The sequence below is a fragment of the Acidimicrobiales bacterium genome (genome assembly GCA_035547835.1).
Taxonomy (GTDB): Bacteria; Actinomycetota; Acidimicrobiia; order Acidimicrobiales; family Iamiaceae; genus DASZTW01.
Map to the genome: position 1 here is coordinate 121,710 of DASZTW010000012.1, position 19,970 is coordinate 141,679.

Consider the following 19,970-nt stretch of genomic DNA (forward strand, 5'->3'; position numbering starts at 1 on the left):
ACGGTCGGGCGAGCAGCGACTCATCAAGGGGATCACATGCTGGAGCACTTCCAGGCCGCGTGGGCGGAGCTGACCGCCGACGGCGCGCCGTTCGCGATGGTCGACACCACCGTCGACGGCGTGCCCATGCGCGTCTTCCCATCCGCGCCCAACGACATGAAGACGATCTGGGACATCAGCGCGAACTACGCCGATCGCGACTATCTGGTGTTCGAGGACGAGCGCCACACGTACGGCGAGGTCCGCGCCCAGGTCAACGCGCTGGCGCACTGGTTGCGCACCGAGCACGGTGTGGGCCGAGGCGATCGGGTCGCCGTGTCGATGCGCAACTACCCCGAGTGGATCGTCACGTACTGGGCCACCGTCGCGCTCGGCGCCGCGCTCGTCGGCATGAACGCGTGGTGGACGGGCCCGGAGATGGAGTTCGGCCTGACCGATTCCGCGCCGAAGGCCCTGATCGTCGACGAAGAACGCCTCGAGCGGGTGACGCCCCACCTCGACAAGTTGCGTGAAGCCGGGCCGCTGCCTGTGGTGCTCGTGCGCGCCGAGCCGCCTGCCGGCAACGACACGGTGCGGTGGGACGACCTCATGGCGGCCGACGGGGTCGACGAGCCGCCTGCGATCGAGATCGACAGCAACGACGACGCGTGCATCTTCTACACGTCGGGCACCACGGGCTTCCCGAAAGGCGCGCAGCTGACCCACCGCGGCTCGGTGCACAACATCCTCCACCTGATGTTCTGGGCGGCGGTGTCGGCCCGGGCCGCCGAGCTCGAGGGCAAGTCCGACAACGTCGCGGCACCCGAGCAGCCCGGCGGTCAGCTGGTGTTCATGGCCCCCACGCCGCTGTTCCACGTCACGGCCTGCAACTGCGTCCTGCACCCCGCCACGCTGGCCGGCGCGCGGGTGGTGCTCACGTACAAGTGGAACGCCGCCCGGGCGATCGAGCTCATCGAACGAGAGCGGGTCACGAACTTCTCGGGCGTGCCAACCATGACCCGCGAGATGCTCGCCCACCCCGACTGGGCCAAGCGTGACACGTCGAGCTTGCGTGGTCTCGGCGGTGGTGGTGCACCGCTGCAAGCAGACCTGGTGGCCAAGATCGACAAGTCGGTGAAAGGCGCCGCGTCGACGGGCTACGGGCTCACCGAGACGCACGGCATCGTCACCGCCAGCAGCGGCGCGTTCTTCGTCGACAAGCCCGACTCGGCCGGGCCGGTCGTGCCCACGCTCGACGCCAAGCTCGTCGACGACGACGGCAGCGAACTGCCTGCCTCGCCGACCACCGTGGGGCAGCTGTGCGTGCGCGGCTCGGTGGTCATCAAGGGCTACCTCAACCAACCGGAGGCCACCGCCGACGCGATCCGCGACGGCTGGTTCAACACCGGCGACGTGGCGCGCATCGACGAGGACGGCTTCGTGTTCATCGTCGACCGGGTGAAGGACATGGTCCTGCGCGGCGGCGAGAACGTGTACTGCAGCGAAGTCGAGGCGGTGATCTACGAGCACGACGACGTGGCCGAAGTCGCGGTCTTCGGCGTGCCCGACGAACGGTTGGGGGAGGAGGTCGCGGCCGCCGTCTACCCGGTCGAGGGCGCCACGATCGACCCCGAGGAGCTGCAGGCCTTCGTCGGCGAGCGCTTGGCGAAGTTCAAGGTGCCCAGCCGCATCTGGGTGCTCGACGAGCCCCTGCCGCGCAACGCCAACCAGAAGTTCCTCAAGCGGGAGCTCAAGGCCTCGCTGGTCGGCGACGACGGGTAGCGCCGAACCCGGCCCGACGTCAGCCGCCGCCTCCCGACCGGGCCCGGTTGAACTGGAACACGGGCGGCCCGCCCGTGACGATGCCGCCGTTGCGCCCGTTGGTGCCGTTCGACGACGACGTGGCGGAGTCGGGCAGCGGTTCGGACAAGTCGGCCAGTGCCACGCGGTCTCCGGCGCGGAGGCCCGACTTGATCTCGGTCCACGTCGAGTCCATCGCGCCCACGGTCACGGCTTTGCGCGTGCCCTTCCCTCCGCTGACCACGGTCACGAAGTGGCGCCCGACGAGCGTCTCGACGGCTGATGTCGGCACCGCCAAGCCGTTTCGGCTCGCGGCCGTGACGATCGACGTGTTCGCCGTCGCGCCGTTGGTGAGGCCGTCGCTGTCGTCTTGCAGGCCGATCACCACCGGATAGACCGTGTCGCCCGTGCTGGCGTTGGTGGTGCCGGCCACACCGATCGCCACGACTTGGCCGTGCAAGGCCGTCGCGTGGCCGTCGGGCGTGACCGACGCATCCTGACCGACCTCGAGGTTGGGGAGGTCGGTGACCGCCACCGTGGTCGTGACCTCGTAGCCGCCTTCGCCTTTGATGACGATGTTCGTGCTGGTCGACGCAGCGCTCACCGAGCTGCCGACCGTCACGTTGACGGCTTCGACGGTGCCGGCGATCGGGCTGACCACCGTGGCTTGCGCGACCGCCTGCTGGGCGACGGCCACCTGGTCGCTCGCCGCGTCGACGGCTTTCTGGTAGGCCACGAGGTCAGAGGCCGAAGGGGCGGTCGAGCCACCACTGCCGCCCGAGCCCTTCGTCGCCGACCCGTTCGAGCCGGTCGCGCCCGAGCCCGACGCGCCGGATCCCTGCGACCGGTCGGTGCCGGTCGCGCCGCCCGTCGAGGGCGTGCTCGACGGCGTCGACGAGCCCGAGCTCGATCCCTTCGCGGCCTGCTCGAGCAGCGAGCTGAGGTGGTCGACCGCCTTCTGGAGCGCGCCCTGGTCCTTCGACACCGTGGCCTGCGCGTCGATCACGCTCTGCAGCGCCTGCTGGCAGGCGGTGATGTCGCTGGTCGACGGCGAGCTGCTCGAGCTCACCGCTGCGCAGACGTTCGACGAGTTGGTGATGGCGGCCTGGGCGGCGGCGAGGTCCTGGTCGACCTGCTGTTGGGCGGCGAGCACGGCTTGTTGGGCGTCGGAGATGTCGGCACTGCTGGGCGCGCTGCTCGTCGAGCTCGTGGGCGACCCGCTGCCCGAGCCGCCGTTCGGGCTGGTCCCGCCGCTGGTCCCGCCGCCGGGGCCGGCGGTGTACGCGGCCGAGTCGAACGGCACGGCAGCACCGGTGGCCGACGTGGTCACCGCGCCACTTCCGCCGCTGCCCGACCTGCCGCTGCCGCTGAGGCCGGGGTTCTGGCCGTCCAAAGCCTCCTGCAGCGCGAGCTGGGCCTGCGCGAGCGCGGCCTGCTTGTCCGACAACGACGCTTGCAGCGCGCTGGCGTCGAGGGCGGCCAGGACTTGGCCGGTCGTCACTGTGTCGCCGACGCTGACGTCGACCGACTTCACGGTGCCGCTCACCGGGAAGGCGACGGTGGCCTGGCGAACCGGCTGCACGACCGCCACGGCGTCGATCGTCTGTTGCACGGGATGACGGCCGACGGTCGCCGTGCGGTACGACGCGGAGCCGGAGTCGGACCCACTGGCGGCCACGACCGAGCCGGCGATGACCGCGCCCACGGCGACCAGCGCTGCGCCGGCCACCACCAGGCGGCGCTTCTTGCGCTGCGGCCGGCGACTCGAGGGGAACGGGTTGGCATCGGTCATGTCACTCGCTCCGGAGGGCGTCGATGGGCGCGAGCCGTGCGGCACGCGAGGCGGGGTAGACGCCGAACACCAGCCCGACGACGACCGACACCGCGATGGCGAGCAGCGCGACCGTTGCCGACAAGTCGATGCGCGAGCTGCTGACGTGCGGGAGGATCAGCGCGCCGGCGATGCCGACGAGGACACCGAGCAACCCGCCGGCCAGGCCGAGCACCGATGCCTCCACCAGGAACTGACGGCGCACGTCGCGCTGCTGGGCGCCGAGGGCCTTGCGCAGCCCGATCTCGCGCACACGCTCGGTGACCGACACCAACATGATGTTCATCACGCCGATGCCGCCGACCAGCAGCGCGATCACGGCGATCCCACCGAGCATCACGGTGAGCGTCGAGTTGACCGACGTGGCGGCCTGCAGGATCGACTGCTGTGTGGCGATCGAGAAGTCGGCCTGCGTCGGCACCGTGATGTGGTGCAGGTTGAGCAGCGTCGCGTTGGCCTCCTGATAAGCAGCCGACAACGCGCCCGCTGAAGTGGCCTTCACGTAGATCGAGCTGACCGAGTTTCGCGAGGTGCCGCCCACGAGCCGTTGCTGGTACGTCGACATCGGCACGATCGCGATGTCGTTGTTCGACGTGTCGTCGGAGCTGCTCAGCGACTGGAGCACGCCGACGACCTGGAGCTCGGTGCCGTCGTACGTCACGGTCTCGCCGACGGGATCCCGGCCGCCGAAGAGCTCCGAGGCGGTGTCGGGCCCGAGCACGACCACTGACGCGCCCGACGACTCGTCCTTGTCGGTCAGGAACCGTCCCGAGGTGACCTTGCGTGAGCGGACGGTCTGCCACGCGGGAGTGGTGCCGGTGAGGCGGGTGGTCCAGTTGGTGGAGCCCTGCATGAGGCTGGCCCCAGTGGAGGCCACCGGCGCGACTGCGGCGATGTCGGGGGCCACCGCTTTGTCGGAGATGGCGGCCGCGTCCTCCGCAGTCAGCGTCGTGGCCGATCCGAGTCCTCCCCGCACGCCGGAGCTCGAGTTCGTGTTGCTGCCGGGCGACACCACGAGGACGTTCGTGCCGAGCTCGTTGATCTGGTCGCGGACTTTCGACTTCGCGCCTTGCCCCAGGCCGACCGTCAGGATCACCGCGGCGATGCCGATCAGGATCCCGAGCATCGTCAGCGTGGAGCGCAAGCGGTGGGTCCGCACCGCTTCGTTGGCGGTGCGGATGGTGTCGGGCCACCTCATGGCGCGCCGACCGCCTCGGCGTCGACCACTCGGCCGTCGCTCATGCGGATCGTGCGGCCGGCGCGGTCTGCGACGTCGTGCTCGTGCGTGATCAACACGATCGTGCGCCCTGACTGGTGCAGGTCGACCATCAAGTCGAGGACTTCACGTGTGGACGTGGAGTCGAGGTTGCCGGTCGGCTCGTCGGCGAGGATCAGCGCCGGCTCCGTCACGAGCGCCCGCGCCACCGCGACGCGCTGCTGCTGGCCGCCGGACAGCTCTCCCGGCTTGTGGTGCGCCCGGTCGGCGAGGCCGACGCTGGCGAGCGCGTCGATCGCCCGCTCCCGGCGCTCGGCAGGATCGAGGCCGGCGTACACGAGCGGGAGCTCGACGTTGCGTTGGGCCGTCAAGTACGAGAGCAAGTTGAACTGCTGGAACACGAACCCGATGTGCGTGTTGCGGACTTCGGCCAGCTGGTCGTCGTCGAGTTGCTGCACGTCGTGGCCTTCGAGGCGGTAGACCCCCGAGGTCGGCACGTCGAGCCCACCGAGGATGTGCATCAACGTCGACTTGCCCGACCCCGACGGGCCCACGATCGCGGCCAGCTCGTTGCGCTCTATCCGTAGCGACACGTCGCGCACCGCAGCCACCTCGAGCGTCCCGGCCCCATACACCTTGGTCACGTCGATCAACTCGATGACGGGAGGTGACCCGTCGGCGATCATCTCCGCCATCAGTTGCCCCCGGCCGTGGTGAAGTTGGCGGGGCCGCCGTTCGACCTGGTCGGCACCGCGCCAGCCGTCCGGCCCGTGACGACGACTTCCTCGCCCGCTTGGAGGCCCGACGTGATCTGGATCATGCCGCCCGACGTGATGCCCGTCTGCACGGTGCGCGTCGAGCGCTTGCCGTTGTCGTCGACGGTGACCGTGCTCGAGCCGCTCGACGAGAACGACACGGCCGTCACCGGAACTTGGACGGCGTTGGGGATCGACTTGTACACGATGCTCACCGAGGCGGTGGCGCCGGGGTTGTACTCACCCGAGGTGGTCGAGAACTCGACCACGACGGGATAGGACGACACGCCGGACGTGGCGCTGGCCACTCGACCGACCGACGTCACCTTCCCTTGCACTGCGGCGACCTGCGACAGGCTCGACGCACCGGATCCCGCGCTGCCGGTCCCCGAGCTGCCCGAACCGGACGAGCCCGAGCCGCTCTGGCGCGATGCGCCTTGGCTCTGCGGCGACTGCCCGCCGCCGAACGCGGCCCCACCAGCGTCGAAGAACCGTCGCGCGAAGCCGCCGGCGCCCCCGCCCGCCGTTCCGGTGGTGAGGCTGACGTTGGCTGTCTGGCCGACGGCCAGGTTCTTGACGTCGAGGTCGCTGATGGCGAGCTGCACCGAGTACTTGCCGGTGCTGATGACCTGGATCTGAGCGGTGGACGAGCCGGTCGACGAATCGCCGCCGTTGCCGCCCGTGCCGCCGGAACCGCTCGGGACGCTGGCGTTGCCTCCCGATCCGCTGCCGCTGCCGGTCTGGCCGGTGCCGCCCCCGCCCGACGAGCCCAACTGCTCGCCGACCGTCAGGTTCACGGCCGAGACCGTGCCGTCGAAAGTGGCGACCAGCTGCGCGCCGGCGAGGTTCTGCTGCGCGGTGGTGAGCGCATCCTGCGCGGACTGGACCTTGGCGCTGTCGGCCGACAGCTGAGCGGACGACGCGCCCGAGGACTCGTCGTCCGACAGCTGGGCTTGCGCTTGCGCGAGCGTCGACTCGGCGGTCGACACCGACGCTTGGAGCTGCGACGAGTCGATGGTGGCAAGGACCTGCCCAGCCTTCACCTTGTCGCCGGCAGCGACGTTGACCGCGGTCACCTTGCCCGACGATGAGAAGCTCAGGTCGTCGGTGTCGGCGGCGGCGATCGTGCCTGTGGCGGTGACGGTCTGGCTCATCGTGCCGCTGGTGGCCGCGACGAGTTGCGAGGTGGACGTGGTCGAGGTGTTGGACCCGCCAGTGGTCGAGCGGACCACGAGCCAACTCGCCAGCGCCAGGATCGCAACCGTGGGCATCACGACCCACGGTTGGAGCAGCCGGCGCCTCATCCGCCGGTGCCCTGCGTGCCGGATCCCTGCGTGCCGGAGCTCTGCGAGCCGGAGCCCTGCGAACCAGGGGCCTGCCCACCCTGGAACTGGAACCGTGGTCCGCCGAAGCCGGCGTCGCCTTCCCGCACCGTCGTGGCCGTCACCGTCGAGCCCGAGCGGGTGCCGGTGGCGATCACCGTGTCGCCCACCTTCAGGTCAGACAGCTTGGCCGTGCGCACCACCGTGAACGTGGTCGACGACGACGTGGTGATCGTCTTCGACTGGCCCTTCGCGTCCTTGATGACGATCTTGGTGCCGTCGACTGACGTCACCGTGCCCGTCGTGAACGTCATGGCCGGCCCGGCCTGCCCGTTCGACCCGTTGGGTGGGCCCGTGAACTGGCCGCCTTGGCCCTGCGGTCCAGCCTGGTTGCTCTGGCCGTTCTGGTTGCTCTGGTTGTTCTGGCGTCGGGCCCGGAAGTCCGGGGTCTGCGTGGTCCCGTTGTCGACCACACGCGTCGCGGCCACCCCGCCGTTGCTGTCGTCGCCGGTGGCCGTCACGTGGTCGCCCACCTTGATGTCGGTGATCTTGCCGGTGACCGATTGGGTGAACTTGGTCTTGCTGGTGGTCTTCACCTTGGTGGTCGACGCGCTGCTCCCAGGGGCGGAGTCCTTGACGGTGAGCGTCTGGCCGTTGATCGCGGTGATCTTGCCGACTGCCCCGCGAGCGCCGGCCGGGCCGAACCTCGACTGGGTCTGGCCGCCGTCTTGGCTGTACGTGGCGGCCGGCGCCGTCTTCGACTTCGACTTGGAGCCGCTCAACGTGACGCCGAGCACCACGCCGATCACGACCACGGCGGTGACGACGCCGGCGATGATCCACGACTTCGCCGTCGACGGCGCGGGCGGCGCCGGCGCCTCAGCTGCCGCGACCGGCGCGGTGCCGCCCGGCGCCGCGGCGCGGTACGCGGGCCCCAGGCCGTCGGGCGGCGCCGCAGGCGGCGGGGTCGCGGTGGGTGGCGCAGCATCGGGGAGCGGGCCGGTGTCCGGCGGCGTTGCGCCGGCCGGTGGCACAGCCGCAGGATCGTGCTCGGGCCGCGGCGGCTCGCCGGAAGGGGGCGGGTTGTCGGTCATGGCTCATTGGTTATCGATCGAATCCGAAAGCACGCAGAGCGCAACCTGAGAGACTGCTGAAGATCGACCGCGCCGGGACTTTCCGTGCGCGCGACGACGCCTCTAGGATCTGACACTCAGTCAGAAACGCGCACGGAGGCGGCACGCAGGATGGGAATGCTCGACGGCAAGGTCGCGATCGTCACCGGCGCCGGCCACGGCATCGGGCGGGGTCACGCCTTGGAGCTGGCCAAGCACGGGGCGAAAGTGGTCGTCAACGACCTCGGCGGTTCGGTCCACGGCGAAGGCAGCGGCAAGGACGCCGACCTCACCGTGGAGCTGATCCGGTCCCGTGGCGGCGAGGCCGTCGGCAACTACGACGACGTCGGCGACTACGGCGGCGCCGGGCGGATGATCGCCCAGGCCGTCGACACGTACGGGCAGCTCGACGTGCTGGTCAACAACGCCGGCATCGTCCGCGACGGCGCCATCTGGAACATGTCCGAGGCCGACTTCGATGCGGTGCTGCGCGTGCACGTCAAGGGCACCTGGGCGCCGTGCCATCACGCGGCGCGCCACTGGCGGGAGCGATCCAAGAACGGGGAGACCTTCACTGGCCGGGTCATCAACACCACGTCCGGAGCCGGGCTGGTCGGCAACTTCGGCCAGACCAACTACGCCACCGCCAAGTCCGGCATCGCCGGCCTCACGCTCACCCTCAGTCTCGAGCTCTACAAGCTCGGCGTCACCGTGAACTGCGTCGGGCCTGCCGCGGCCACCCGTCTCACGGGCACGATGCCCAACGCGCCCACGGTCATCGAGCCCGACGACGTGCCCGACGACGAGTTCAACCCGATGGACCCGGCCACGTCGTCGCCGCTGGTGGCCTGGTTGGCGAGCGACGAGTCGCAGCTCGTGACCGGCCAGATCCTGCGCGCGGTGGGCGCCGACATCGTGTTGATGAAGGGTTGGGCGGAAGGACCGTCGATCTCGACCAGCACCCGTTGGGATGCCACGAAGCTCGGCCAGCAACTCGCCACCGACGTGTTCGGCGTCCGGGCGCCAGGGCTGCGGTATTGAATGACCGTCACCGGCCCGACCGTGGCCGACGACGACTTCCGTGACGAAGTCCGCACCTGGCTGACCGAGCGGCTCGAGGGGTCCTTCGCCGAGGTCAAGGGGCGTGGCGGCCCCGGCGACGAGCACGAGCTGTTCGACGAGCGGCTCGCCTGGGAGCACGAGCTCGGGCGCGCCGGTTGGATCGGTCTGGCCTGGCCGGTGGCGGCCGGGGGGCGAGGGCTGCCGCTCGCCCGGCAGGTGATCTGGCACGAGGAGTACGCCCGCGCGCAAGGGCCCGGGCGCCTCGGTCACATCGGCGAGACGTTGGCCGGGCCGACGATCATCGCGTTCGGCACGGCTGACCAGCAGGCCCGTTTCCTGCCCGGGATCCGCGCCGGCACCGAGCTGTGGTGCCAGGGGTACTCGGAGCCCAACGCCGGCAGCGACCTGGCGAACGTGGCAACGAGGGCCGACCTCGACGGCGACCAGTGGTCGATCACCGGGCAGAAAGTGTGGACGTCGCTGGCGCACTGGGCGCAGTGGTGCTTCGTGCTGGCCCGCACGGACCGCGCCGCCCCCAAGCACAAGGGCATCTCGTACCTGCTCGTGCCGATGGACCAGCCCGGCATCGAGGTCCGCCCCATCCGCCAGGCCACCGGCACGTCGGAGTTCAACGAAGTGTTCTTCGACGACGCACGCACCGACACCGCCAACGTGGTCGGTGGTGTCAACAACGGCTGGAAGGTGGCGATGGGCACGCTCGCGTTCGAGCGCGGCGCGTCGACGCTCGGCCAACAGCTGCTGTTTCGCAACGAGCTCGACCGCATCGAGGCACATGCCCGCGCCAACGGTCGCATCGACGATCCCGTGGTGCGGCAACGTCTGGCACGGGCCGAAGCCGGTCTGCGGATCATGCGGTGGACCGCGCTGCGGGTTCTGGCCCAGGCCGGCGCCGAACTGCCGCGCGAAGCGCTGGTGACCAAGCTGTCGTGGGCCACCTGGCACCGCGAGCTCGGCGACTTGGCGATGGACGTGCTCGGCGCCGACGCGCTCGTCGGCGTGGGCGCGCCCGTGAGCTACGAGCTGTCGTCGCTCCAGCGGTTGTTCCTGTTCAGCCGCTCGGACACCATCTACGCCGGGTCGAACCAGATCCAGCGCAACATCATCGGCGAGCGGGGCCTCGGGCTCCCGCGCGAACCCCAGGAGCACTGATGCCGGCACCTGCCCCCGAGTACGTCCCCGCCCACGCTCTGCTCGCGGGCAAGACGGTGGTGGTCACCGCGGCTGCCGGGACGGGCATCGGGTTCGCGGTGGCCAAGCGGGCTGCCGAGGAAGGCGCACGCCTGGTGATCTCCGACGCGCACGAACGGCGGCTCGGAGAGGCGGCCGACGCGCTCGCCGAGGTGGCAGGCGAGCGGCCCGGCACGGTGCGGTGCGACGTCACCCAGGAGGCGGACGTGGCGGCGCTGTTCGCCGGCGCGGTCGACCACTTCGGCGGGATCGACGTGTTGATCAACAACGCCGGACTCGGCGGAACGTCCGACCTGGTCGACATGACCGACGAGCAGTGGGACAAGGTCATCGACGTCACGTTGAACGGCACGTTCCGCGCCATGCGGGCCGGCCTGCGCCACATGTACGAGCGCGGCAGCGGCGTCATCGTGAACAACGCGTCGGTGCTCGGTTGGCGCGCGCAACAGGGCCAGGCCCACTATGCCGCGGCCAAGGCGGGGGTCATGGCCCTCACCCGTTGCGCGGCGATCGAGGCGGCACCCCACGGCGTGCGGGTGAATGCCGTGGCGCCGAGCTTGGCGATGCACCCGTTCCTGGCGAAGGTCACGAGCGACGAGCTGCTGGCCGAGCTCGAGCAGCGTGAGGCGTTCGGGCGGGCGGCGGAGCCCTGGGAAGTCGCCAACGTCATGGTGTTCCTCGCCTCGGACTACTCGACGTACATGACCGGCGAAGTGGTCGCGGTGTCGTCGCAGCACCCGTGAGATCCGGGCGGATGCGAGTCCGCCGTGGTCGAGCGACGCTCGTCACCAGCGGTTCTCGCGGCGGCCAGCCCCCGCACGTCCAGCGGCTGCCGCGAAGCAGGCACCACTAGGTTGCAGGTCCAGTGGAGCGGCTCACGACCTTCGGCTGGGACGACGGCTGGGCCGACGCGTTCGCCGCGGTCGCGCCGGACGGTGCGATGCCTGGCCGGGTGGTGCAAGGAGGGCAGGACCGCGTGCTGGTCGCCACGGAGGAAGGCGACGACTTCGCGGGTGCGTCCGAGCTGCCGGTGGTGGGCGACTGGGTCGCGCTCACGGCCGGGGTCGACGACGACCCGCGCTTCCAGGTGGCGGCGGTTCTGCCGCGCCGGTCGACGCTGGTGCGACACCGCAGCCGCGGCGTCGCGCGGCCGCACGTGCTGGCCGCCAACGCCGACGTGGTCTTCGTGGTGGCGGGCCTCGACAAGCCCCTCAACCCCGAACGCATCGACCGCGAGCTGGTCACTGCCTGGCAGAGCGGCGCGGAGCCGATCGTCGTCGTCACCAAGGCCGACCTGCTCGACCCCGCCCTCGACCTCGAGGAGGTGGTCGCCGGGCTGCAGCTACGGGTCGGCGCGCGACACCGCATCGTGGTCACGTCGTCGACCGACGGGCGGGGGATCGAGGAGCTGCGCCGGGAGCTGTCCACTCCTGAGCTCCCGCATGCCACCGCGGTCCTGTTCGGGCCGTCAGGTGCCGGCAAGTCCACGTTGGCCAACCGGCTGATCGGCGAGGACGTGCTGGCCACTGGCGCGGTCCGCGAGCGCGACTTGAAGGGACGGCACACCACCACGAACCGGCACCTGAAGTCGGTGCCCGGCGGCGGGGTCCTGCTCGACACACCGGGCTTGCGTTCGATGGGGCTGTGGGAGGTCGACGACGGCCTGTTCCTGGCCTTCCGCGACCTCGAGGACCTCGCGGCCGACTGTCGCTTCTCGAGCTGCACGCACTCGAGCGAGCCGGGTTGCGTGATCCGCGCGGCCGTCGAGGCGGGCGACGTCGATCCCGACCGCGTGGCGAACTGGCAGAAGTTGAACGACGAGTTCGACGCGTTGGTCTCGCCCGAAGCCCAGGCGGCGCGGCGCCCCGGGAGGCCCCGTCGCTGACCGCCGTGTGCGCGCAAGCGGGCGCGGTGCGCGAAGATCTCGGCGTCCATTGCTGGAGGAGATGACGAATGGCCCTTCGCGACAAGCTGGTCGAACGAGCACAACCGTTCCTGCAGCCAGGCGAGCAGATTCGCCACGTGTTCATGGGACAGACCGGCCCGAGTCCGTACCTCGTGTTGGTGAGCTCGCTGATCATGTTGATCGGCGGGAAGTACTACATCTTCGTCGTCACCGACCAGAGCATCACGGTGCTGCGGGCGTCGAAGCTCGTGCCGTCGAAGCCCAAGAGCGAGAACCCCGAAGCCGTGCTGCCACGCGCCACCCGCCTCGGTCCGATGTCGGGATTGTGGGGCCAGACCAATGCGCTCGGCAAGCGCGTGTGGGTCCACAAGCGTTTCCAAAAAGATGTCGAGGCCGCCGACGCCGAGCTCGCGCAGAGCCAGGGTGGCGGCGCGGCGCCGGTACCGCCCGCGCCACCTGCTCCCGCGCAGTAGCCCACCGGCCCGCGTCGCGCCGCGCTGGCGCGGCAGGGCGTCAGCGCACCAGCAGCACGGAGCTGCCGTGGCCGAACAGGCCCTGGTTGGCGGTGACGCCCACGCGCGCGCCCTCGACCTGACGGCCGGTGGCCTGGCCTCGCAGCTGCCACGTGAGCTCGCACACCTGGGCGATCGCCTGGGCGGGGATCGCCTCGCCGAAGCAGGCGAGCCCGCCGGACGGGTTCACGGGGATGCGGCCGCCGATGGTGGTCTCCCCGTTGCGGATGAGCTTCTCGGCCTCACCGGGCTCGCACAGCCCGATGTCCTCGTACCAGTCGAGCTCGAGGGCGGTCGACAAGTCGTAGACCTCGGCGACGTCGACGTCGTCGGGCCCGATACCGGCTTCCTCGTAGCACGCCTGGGCGATGGTGGCCTTGAAGCGCCGGGCCGGCGCCGGCGCGGCAGCCGACGAGTCGGTGGCCAGATACGGGAGGTCCATGGTGGTGTCGGGGTAGCTCGGCGTCACCGTGGAGACCGCGCCGATCCGCACGGGCGCGCCCGAGGTGCCGGCGGCCGATGCGTGGCGCTTGGCGAACTCGGTCGAGCACAGCACCACTGCGGCGGCGCCATCGGAGGTCGCGCAGATGTCGAGCAGTCGCAGCGGGTTCGACACCATCGGCGAGGCGGCGATGTCGGCGGCGGTGACCTCCTTGCGGTACCGCGCGTTGGGGTTCTCGAGACCGTGACGTGCGTTCTTGATCTTCACCAGCGCGAAGTCGTCGGGGGTCGCGCCGTACAGGTCGATGCGGCGCCGGGCGTGGAGCGCGAAGTAGCTGGGGTTGGTGGCGCCGACGAGGCGGAACCGCAGCCAATCGGGATCGTCAGGGCGGTCGCCGCCAACGGGCGCGAAGAACCCTTTGGGTGTGGTGTCGGCGCCGACCACGAGGGCCACGTCGCACAAGCCGGCGAGGATGCGGGTGCGGGCGGCGTCGAGCGCGGTGGCGCCCGACGCGCACGCCGAGTAGCTCGATGCCACGCGGCAGCCGGTCCAGCCCAGCGCCTGCGCCATGGTGCCGCCGGTGACGAAGCCGGGGTAGCCGTTGCGGATCGTCTCGGCCCCCGACACGAACTGGATGTCGCGCCAGCCGACGCCGGCATCGTCGAGCGCGGCTTGCGCCGCGACCAGGCCGTACTCGACGAAGTTGCGGCCCCACTTGCCCCACGGGTGCATGCCCGCCCCGAGGACGACCACGGACTGCGTGTCGACCATCAGCTCGCCTCCTGCCCGACCGGCGCCCACTTCCACACCAGGTACTCGTGCTCGTCGTCGGCGAACAGCGGCTCGACCGCGAGCTCCATCTCCTGGCCGACTTTGAGGGTGTCGACCCCCACTCCTGCGACGACCTGACCCAACACGATGAGCCCCTCGTGGGCGAGCTCGACGGCGGCCAGCGCGTACGGCTCGAACTCGGGCCCCGGCACCACGAACGGCGAGGGCGGTTGGTACTGCGCGTCGGCGTAGGACCAGACCGTGCCGCGACGCGACAGCTCGACCTCGGTGAACGACGTGCTCGTGCAGTCGGGGTTGCGGCACATGCCCGACGCTTTCGGGAACACGTACGTGCCGCACCCGTCGCACCGCTGGCCCACGAGCGCGGGGCTTGCCGTGTCGTACGTGAACCAGCCTTCTGCCCCGACCGCGGGAACTCTCGTGAGGTTGCTCATTGCGCTCCTGATGATGTGGAGAGGTGTTGCGCGAACGCGAGCCGCTCGCCGCCGCCGTCGACGACCAGGTTCGCGCCGCTGATGAACCCGCCGAGCGGCGACGCGACGAACGCCACGGCGTTGCCGACATCGGCGGGCTCCGCCACGCGCCCCATCGGCACCATGGCGCTCACGGCGGCGGCACCTTCGGGCCCGCCGTAGTAGTCCTCGAACCCTTCGGTGCGGACGATCCCGGCCGACACCGCGACCACCCGGACTTTCGGCGCCCACTCCATGGCGAGGGTCTCGGTGAGGTTGAGCAGGGCGGCTTTCGCGGCGCCGTACGCCGCGGTCAGCGGGGTGGCGCGCATTCCCGAGCGGCTGCCGATGTTCACGATGACACCGCCGCCGGCCTGGGTCTGCATCTGCGCGTTGGCGCGGGTGGCGACATGGATCGCGGCGAGGAGGTTCAGGCGCACGATCGCGTCGGTGAAGCGCGGCGACGCCTCGGTGGCGGGGACTGCGGGGGACCCGCCGGCGTTGTTCACCGCGATGTCGAGCGATCCGTGCTGGTCGACGATGCCGGTCACGAGACCGTCGACCGCCTCGGGGTCGCGCACGTCGCAGGCCACGAAGGACGCGCCGTCGGGGAGCGCGTCGGGGGCGGGTTCGGTGCGACCACAGGTCACGACGGTGGCCCCGGCCGCGAGGAGCCGGTCGGTGATCCCGAGACCCACTCCGCGGGTGCCGCCGGTGACCACGGCGACACGGCCGGTCAGGTCGAGCTGGATCGTCATCGCCGTACCTCGTGAACTACCGTGCCGAAGAACCTGACGGTACGTCAGAAACGCAACCGCTGGAGAGAACGTAACCCATGGGGACTTCCCATCAGGTCGACGACCGCGGCATCGCCGAGGTGGTCATGGACAACCCGCCGGTCAACGCGTTGACCGTGGCGGGATGGTTCGACCTCGCCGCGCAGATCCGATCGCTCGGCCACGACCCGGCCGTGCGGGTGGTCGTGCTGCGCGCCGAAGGCAAGGGCTTCAACGCGGGCGTCGACATCAAGGAGATGCAGGCCACCGAAGGGTTCGACGCCCTGATCGGCGCCAACCGTGGTTGCTTCGAGGCGTTCGCCGCCGTCTACGAGTGTGAGGTCCCGGTGATCGCGGCCGTCAACGGCTATTGCCTCGGCGGCGGAGTCGGGTTGGTCGGCAACGCCGACATCGTGGTCGCTGCCGACGACGCCACGTTCGGTCTGCCCGAAGTCGACCGGGGCGCGCTGGGCGCCGCCACCCATCTCAGCCGCCTGGTGCCGCAGCACAAGATGCGGGCGATGGTGTACACCGCGGCCACCGTCACGGCAGCGGAGCTGCACGAGTTCGGTTCGGTGCTGGCAGTGGTGCCCGCGGCCGAGCTGCGCGACAAGGCGTTCGAGGTGGCGACGCAGATCGCCGACAAGAGCCCGGTCGTGATCCGCGCGGCGAAGGAGTCCTTGAACGGCATCGACTTGTGGGACGTGCGGCGCAGCTACCGCTACGAGCAGGGCTTCACGTTCGAGCTGAACTTGGCGGGGGTGGCCGACGAAGCCCGCGATGCGTTCGTCGAGACCGGACGCGCTGCCGACTTCGGGCCGGACGACGAGACGTGAGCACCGACAAGCGGTTGAGCGAGGACGAGGTCGTCGCCCGGCTCGAGTCGGGGATGACGGTCGGCATCGGCGGGTGGGGGAGCCGCCGCAAGCCGATGTCGATGATCCGCGCCATCTGCCGGTCGGACGTGCGCGACTTGCGGGTCGTGGCGTTCGGCGGGCCCGATGTCGGGCTGTTGTGCTCGGCGGGCAAAGTGCGCGAGGTCGTGTTCGCGTTCGTGGCTGCCGACGTGGCGGGCGCCACCAACAAGCACAGCCCGACCCTCGAGCCGCACTTTCGCAGAGCACGTCAGGATGGCGCCGTGTCTGCCGTCGAGTACGACGAAGGCCAAGTGCTGCTCGGCCTGCAAGCCGCGGCGTGGCGGGTGCCGTTCCTGCCGACCCGGGTGGGCTTGGGCTCCGACGTGTTCCGCACGACCCCGGAGCTTGCCACCGTCACGTCGCCGTACCCCGGGCCCGACGGCGTGGGGGAGGAGCTGGTGGCGATGCCCGCGCTCGAGCTCGACGCCGCCCTCTGCCACCTCGACGTGGCCGACGCCCGCGGCAACGCCGCGTTCTTGGGTCCCGACTTGTACTTCGACGACCTCATGCTCGCGGCGGCCAGGACCGGCGGTCGCTTCATCTCGACCGATCGGGTGGTGCCCACCGCGCAGCTCGCCGAGATCGCCGGCACCGAGTTGCGGCTGCGGGTGAACCGGATGATGGTCGACGGCGTCGTGGAGCGCGACGGCGCCGCGCACTTCACGGCGGCGGAGCCACGCCACCCACGCGACGAAGCGGTGCAGCAGGCCTATTTCGCGGCGGCCAAGAGCCCCGAAGCGTGGGAGGAGTTCCGCGCCGAGTACGTCGACGTCGACGAGGACACGTATCAGGCGACCGTGCGCGCCCAAGGCGAAGGAGGTGCCCGGTGAGCGACGCGCAGGGACGCGAGCTCGGCTCGCCGACGCGAGCCGAAGTGTGCGCGGTTGCCGTCGCCGAGTGCTTCCGAGGTGACGGTGAGCTGCTGGCCAACCCGATCGGGACCGTGCCGATGGTCGGCGGTCGCCTGGCGCGGGCCACGTTCGAGCCGGACCTGATGATGACCGACGGTGAAGCGCTGCTGATCGCCAACGACGAGGCCTTCGCCTGGCCCGGCGGCCGCGTCGTCGAGTTCGCCAACAGCTACCGCTCGATGTTCGACATCGTCTGGTCGGGACGCCGGCACGTGATGATGGGCGCGACCCAGGTCGACCAGTACGGCAACCAGAACATCTCCGCGCTCGGTCCCGACCTCGCTCGACCGAAAGTCCAACTCCTCGGCCTGCGCGGCGCGCCCGGCAACACGATCAACGACACCACCAGCTACTGGGTGGCCAACCACTCGCCGCGGGTGTTCGTCGACCACGTCGACGTCGTCTGCGGGATCGGTTACGACCGGGCGGCGCAGCTCGGGCCGGTGGCCGCCCGCTACCACGAGATCCGCCGCGTGATCTCCAACCTCGGTGTGTTCGACTTCGACACCCCAGACCACCGGATGCAGCTCCGCTCGCTCCACCCCGGCGTGACCGTCGACGAAGTGGTCGACGCAACCGGGTTCGAGCTCGCCATCCCCGACGGCCTGTCCGAGTCGCGCCTGCCGACCGACGATGAGCTGCACCTCTTGCGCCACGTCATCGACCCGACCGGCGAGATCGAGCGCGAGGTGCCGAGCTCGTGAGCCACGCCGCGCGGGTCGTCCCGCCCCAACTCCACACCAAGGCCTGCGACCTGCTGGGATCGGAGCTGCCGATCGTGCAGACCGGTATGGGGTGGGTGTCGGGGTCGCACCTGACCGCCGCCACCAGCGCAGCGGGCGGGTTCGGCATCTTGGCCGCCGCGACCATGACACCCGAGCAGCTGCGGGCTGCAGTGCACCGCGTGAAGGACCACACCGACCAGCCGTTCGGCGTGAACTTCGTACCGACGCAGGCCGACCTCGCCGACAGCGCCGCGTGGGTCGCGGCCCAAGGCGTGCGCCTGATCAGCTTCGCCGGCCCACCCGGCGCGGAGGTCATCGCCCGCCTGCACGACCTCGGCGTGAAAGTGATGCCGACGGTCGGTGCGCGCCGCCACGCCGAGAAGATGGTGGGCATGGGCGTCGACGCGGTGATCGCTCAAGGCGGCGAGGGTGGCGGGCACACCGGCACGGTGCCCACCACCTTGTTGTTGGCGCAGGTGGTCGAAGCAGTGGGCGACCAGGTGCCGGTGTTCGGTGCGGGGGGCTTCCACTCCGGCCAGGGCCTGGTGGCGGCCTTGGCGTTCGGCGCGCACGGCATCGCCATGGGCACCCGCTTCCTGCTCACCCAGGAGAGCCGCGTGCCCGACCTGGTGAAGGAGCAGTACCTCGGCGCCGGTGTCACCGACACCGTGGTGAGCACGGCCATCGACGGCGCCCCCCAGCGCGTGATCCGCACCGACCTGGTCGATCGCCTCGAGGCCGGCAGCCCGGTCCGCCGCCTTCCTGCCGCCGTTGCGAACGCGTGGGCGTTCCGCAAGGAGACGGGCCGTTCGATGGCTGGCCTGCTCCGTGAGGGCCTCGCGATGCGCAAGGAGCAGGGTATGACCTGGGCGCAGTTCGCCATGGCGGCCAACGCGCCGATGATGACCAAGGCCGCGATGGTCGACGGCCGCCTCGACGCCGGCATCTTGCCGACCGGCCAGAACGTCGGCGTCATCGACGAGCTTCCGACCGTCGCCGACCTGCTCGACCGCATCGTGGCCGACGCGGCCGCGACGCTCGACCGTCTGGCGGGCTGATGGACCTCACGTGGCGCGACCACGAAGAGGCGTTTCGCGGCGAAGCACGCGCGTGGCTCACCACCAACTTGACCGGGTGGCGTGCCGACGTCGCCGATCCCGACGGCAACATCCCGTCGGGCGACACGGCCGACGGGTTCGCCCGCCACTTGGCGTGGGAGCGGCGCCTGTTCGAGGACCGCTGGGCAGTCGTGTCGTGGCCGGCCGAGTTCGGCGGGCGCGACGCCACCTTGTGGGAGTGGCTGATCTTCGAAGAGGAGTACTACCGGGCGGGCGGGCCGCAGCGGGTCACCCAGAACGGCATCTTCTTGTTGGCCCCGACGCTGTTCGAGTTCGGCACGCCCGAGCAGCAGGCCCACATCCTGCCTCGCATGGCTGCGGCCGAGGACCGGTGGTGCCAAGGGTGGTCCGAGCCCGGGGCCGGGTCCGACCTCGCCAGCCTCACGACCCGCGCCGAGCGGGTCGACGGTGGTTGGCGGCTCGACGGCCAAAAGACGTGGACCACCCGGGGCGGGTTCTGCACCCACCTGTTCGGCCTGTTTCGCACCGACCCCGACGCCGAGCGCCACCGTGGCCTCACGTACCTGTTGGTCCCGCTCGACCTGCCGGGCATCACCGTGCGCGGCTTCGGGCGGCTCGACGGCGACGAGGGGTTCGCCGAGGTGTTCTTCGACGGCGCCTTCCTCGCCGACGACGCGGTACCCGGCGGGGTGGTGCTCGGCGAAGTCGGCCAGGGGTGGAACGTGGCGATGGCCACCACTTCCTCCGAACGCGGCCTCACGTTGCGGTCGCCCGGCCGCTTCCTCGCGGTCGCCGACCGTCTCATCCGCGCGTGGCAGCGGCAGCCGGCGTCGGTGCGAGCGGCCCGCGGCGACCTCCGCGACCGGGTGACGCAGGGCTGGATCGAAGCACGGGCGTACCAACTGCAGACGTTGCAGACCGTCACCGAGACGGTTGCGGGACGGTCTGCCGGTGCCGCGTCGAGCTTGGTGAAGCTGTGGTGGAGCGAGCTCGACGTCGGGCTGCACGAAACCGCGCTCGACCTCGTCGGGTTCGACCAAGCCGCGGCCGCCGATGATGCGTGGTGGAAGGGATGGCAGTTCTCGCTGTCGGGCCCGATCTACGCGGGTACCAACGAGATCCAGCGCAACATCGCCGCCGAGCGGGTGCTCGGCCTGCCGCGGAAGTAGGGC

At 70.7% G+C, this 19,970-nt stretch carries 19 protein-coding genes; 11 read left to right on the forward strand and 8 right to left on the reverse strand.

Going from position 1 to position 19,970, the window contains the following annotated elements; genetic code table 11:
• Window positions 1-36: 36 nt before the first annotated feature.
• Complete coding sequence (locus VHA73_10980; protein ID HVX18544.1) at window positions 37-1,761, forward strand: class I adenylate-forming enzyme family protein; 1,725 nt, start codon at window positions 37-39, stop codon at window positions 1,759-1,761.
• 19 nt (window positions 1,762-1,780) lie between these two features.
• Here VHA73_10980 and VHA73_10985 read toward each other — a convergent pair whose 3' ends face one another.
• Genes VHA73_10985 through VHA73_11005 form a run of 5 tightly spaced genes read right to left on the reverse strand, consistent with a single transcriptional unit; the run spans window position 1,781 to window position 7,997 of the window.
• Window positions 1,781-3,571, reverse strand: coding sequence for a biotin/lipoyl-binding protein (locus VHA73_10985; GenBank protein ID HVX18545.1), 1,791 nt, complete (start codon window positions 3,569-3,571; stop codon window positions 1,781-1,783).
• Window position 3,572: 1 nt separating this feature from the next.
• Window positions 3,573-4,808: an ABC transporter permease gene (locus tag VHA73_10990; GenBank protein HVX18546.1), complete on the reverse strand. Its 1,236-nt coding sequence runs from the start codon at window positions 4,806-4,808 to the stop codon at window positions 3,573-3,575.
• On the reverse strand, window positions 4,805-5,521 hold the full coding sequence (locus tag VHA73_10995; protein ID HVX18547.1) for an ABC transporter ATP-binding protein: 717 nt from the start codon (window positions 5,519-5,521) through the stop codon (window positions 4,805-4,807). Before VHA73_10995 ends, VHA73_10990 begins: the two co-directional genes overlap by 4 nt.
• Entirely contained in the window at window positions 5,521-6,885 is a 1,365-nt protein-coding gene (locus tag VHA73_11000) for a biotin/lipoyl-binding protein (protein ID HVX18548.1), read from the reverse strand. The genes VHA73_10995 and VHA73_11000 overlap by 1 nt, the downstream gene beginning before the upstream one ends.
• Window positions 6,882-7,997: a DUF5666 domain-containing protein gene (locus tag VHA73_11005; GenBank protein ID HVX18549.1), complete on the reverse strand. Its 1,116-nt coding sequence runs from the start codon at window positions 7,995-7,997 to the stop codon at window positions 6,882-6,884. Before VHA73_11005 ends, VHA73_11000 begins: the two co-directional genes overlap by 4 nt.
• Before the next feature lie 156 nt (window positions 7,998-8,153).
• On the opposite strand from VHA73_11005, the gene VHA73_11010 reads away from it, so the two are divergent.
• From VHA73_11010 to VHA73_11030, 5 genes are all read left to right on the forward strand, one after another.
• Window positions 8,154-9,056 (forward strand): SDR family NAD(P)-dependent oxidoreductase, encoded by a 903-nt coding sequence (locus VHA73_11010; protein ID HVX18550.1) that lies wholly within the window; start codon window positions 8,154-8,156, stop codon window positions 9,054-9,056.
• Window positions 9,057-10,247 carry an acyl-CoA dehydrogenase family protein gene (locus VHA73_11015; GenBank protein HVX18551.1) on the forward strand — a complete coding sequence of 397 codons (1,191 nt, stop codon included), beginning with the start codon at window positions 9,057-9,059 and terminating at the stop codon, window positions 10,245-10,247.
• The gene (locus VHA73_11020; protein HVX18552.1) at window positions 10,247-11,029 is read left to right on the forward strand and encodes an SDR family oxidoreductase; all 783 of its coding nucleotides are present in this window, start codon (window positions 10,247-10,249) and stop codon (window positions 11,027-11,029) included. Before VHA73_11015 ends, VHA73_11020 begins: the two co-directional genes overlap by 1 nt.
• A gap of 122 nt (window positions 11,030-11,151) precedes the next feature.
• Window positions 11,152-12,171 carry a ribosome small subunit-dependent GTPase A gene (gene rsgA, locus VHA73_11025; protein HVX18553.1) on the forward strand — a complete coding sequence of 340 codons (1,020 nt, stop codon included), beginning with the start codon at window positions 11,152-11,154 and terminating at the stop codon, window positions 12,169-12,171.
• A 68-nt stretch (window positions 12,172-12,239) separates the two neighbouring features.
• Entirely contained in the window at window positions 12,240-12,665 is a 426-nt protein-coding gene (locus VHA73_11030) for a hypothetical protein (protein HVX18554.1), read from the forward strand.
• Between the two features lie 40 nt (window positions 12,666-12,705).
• Here VHA73_11030 and VHA73_11035 read toward each other — a convergent pair whose 3' ends face one another.
• The 3 genes from VHA73_11035 to VHA73_11045 are packed head-to-tail and all read right to left on the reverse strand — an operon-like array spanning window position 12,706 to window position 15,148.
• Window positions 12,706-13,917 carry a lipid-transfer protein gene (locus VHA73_11035; protein HVX18555.1) on the reverse strand — a complete coding sequence of 404 codons (1,212 nt, stop codon included), beginning with the start codon at window positions 13,915-13,917 and terminating at the stop codon, window positions 12,706-12,708.
• Window positions 13,917-14,372, reverse strand: coding sequence for an OB-fold domain-containing protein (locus VHA73_11040; GenBank protein HVX18556.1), 456 nt, complete (start codon window positions 14,370-14,372; stop codon window positions 13,917-13,919). The genes VHA73_11035 and VHA73_11040 overlap by 1 nt, the downstream gene beginning before the upstream one ends.
• Complete coding sequence (locus tag VHA73_11045; protein ID HVX18557.1) at window positions 14,369-15,148, reverse strand: SDR family oxidoreductase; 780 nt, start codon at window positions 15,146-15,148, stop codon at window positions 14,369-14,371. The genes VHA73_11040 and VHA73_11045 overlap by 4 nt, the downstream gene beginning before the upstream one ends.
• A gap of 77 nt (window positions 15,149-15,225) precedes the next feature.
• Here VHA73_11045 and VHA73_11050 point away from each other — a divergent pair, with 77 nt between their 5' ends.
• The 5 genes from VHA73_11050 to VHA73_11070 are packed head-to-tail and all read left to right on the forward strand — an operon-like array spanning window position 15,226 to window position 19,967.
• On the forward strand, window positions 15,226-16,002 hold the full coding sequence (locus VHA73_11050) for an enoyl-CoA hydratase family protein (GenBank protein ID HVX18558.1): 777 nt from the start codon (window positions 15,226-15,228) through the stop codon (window positions 16,000-16,002).
• Window positions 15,999-16,913: a CoA-transferase gene (locus VHA73_11055; protein ID HVX18559.1), complete on the forward strand. Its 915-nt coding sequence runs from the start codon at window positions 15,999-16,001 to the stop codon at window positions 16,911-16,913. The genes VHA73_11050 and VHA73_11055 overlap by 4 nt, the downstream gene beginning before the upstream one ends.
• A complete protein-coding gene (locus VHA73_11060; GenBank protein ID HVX18560.1) occupies window positions 16,910-17,698 on the forward strand; it encodes a CoA-transferase in 789 nt (262 codons plus the stop codon). Before VHA73_11055 ends, VHA73_11060 begins: the two co-directional genes overlap by 4 nt.
• Window positions 17,695-18,777 (forward strand): nitronate monooxygenase, encoded by a 1,083-nt coding sequence (locus VHA73_11065; GenBank protein HVX18561.1) that lies wholly within the window; start codon window positions 17,695-17,697, stop codon window positions 18,775-18,777. The genes VHA73_11060 and VHA73_11065 overlap by 4 nt, the downstream gene beginning before the upstream one ends.
• Window positions 18,777-19,967 carry an acyl-CoA dehydrogenase family protein gene (locus VHA73_11070; GenBank protein HVX18562.1) on the forward strand — a complete coding sequence of 397 codons (1,191 nt, stop codon included), beginning with the start codon at window positions 18,777-18,779 and terminating at the stop codon, window positions 19,965-19,967. Before VHA73_11065 ends, VHA73_11070 begins: the two co-directional genes overlap by 1 nt.
• Window positions 19,968-19,970 lie beyond the last annotated feature (3 nt).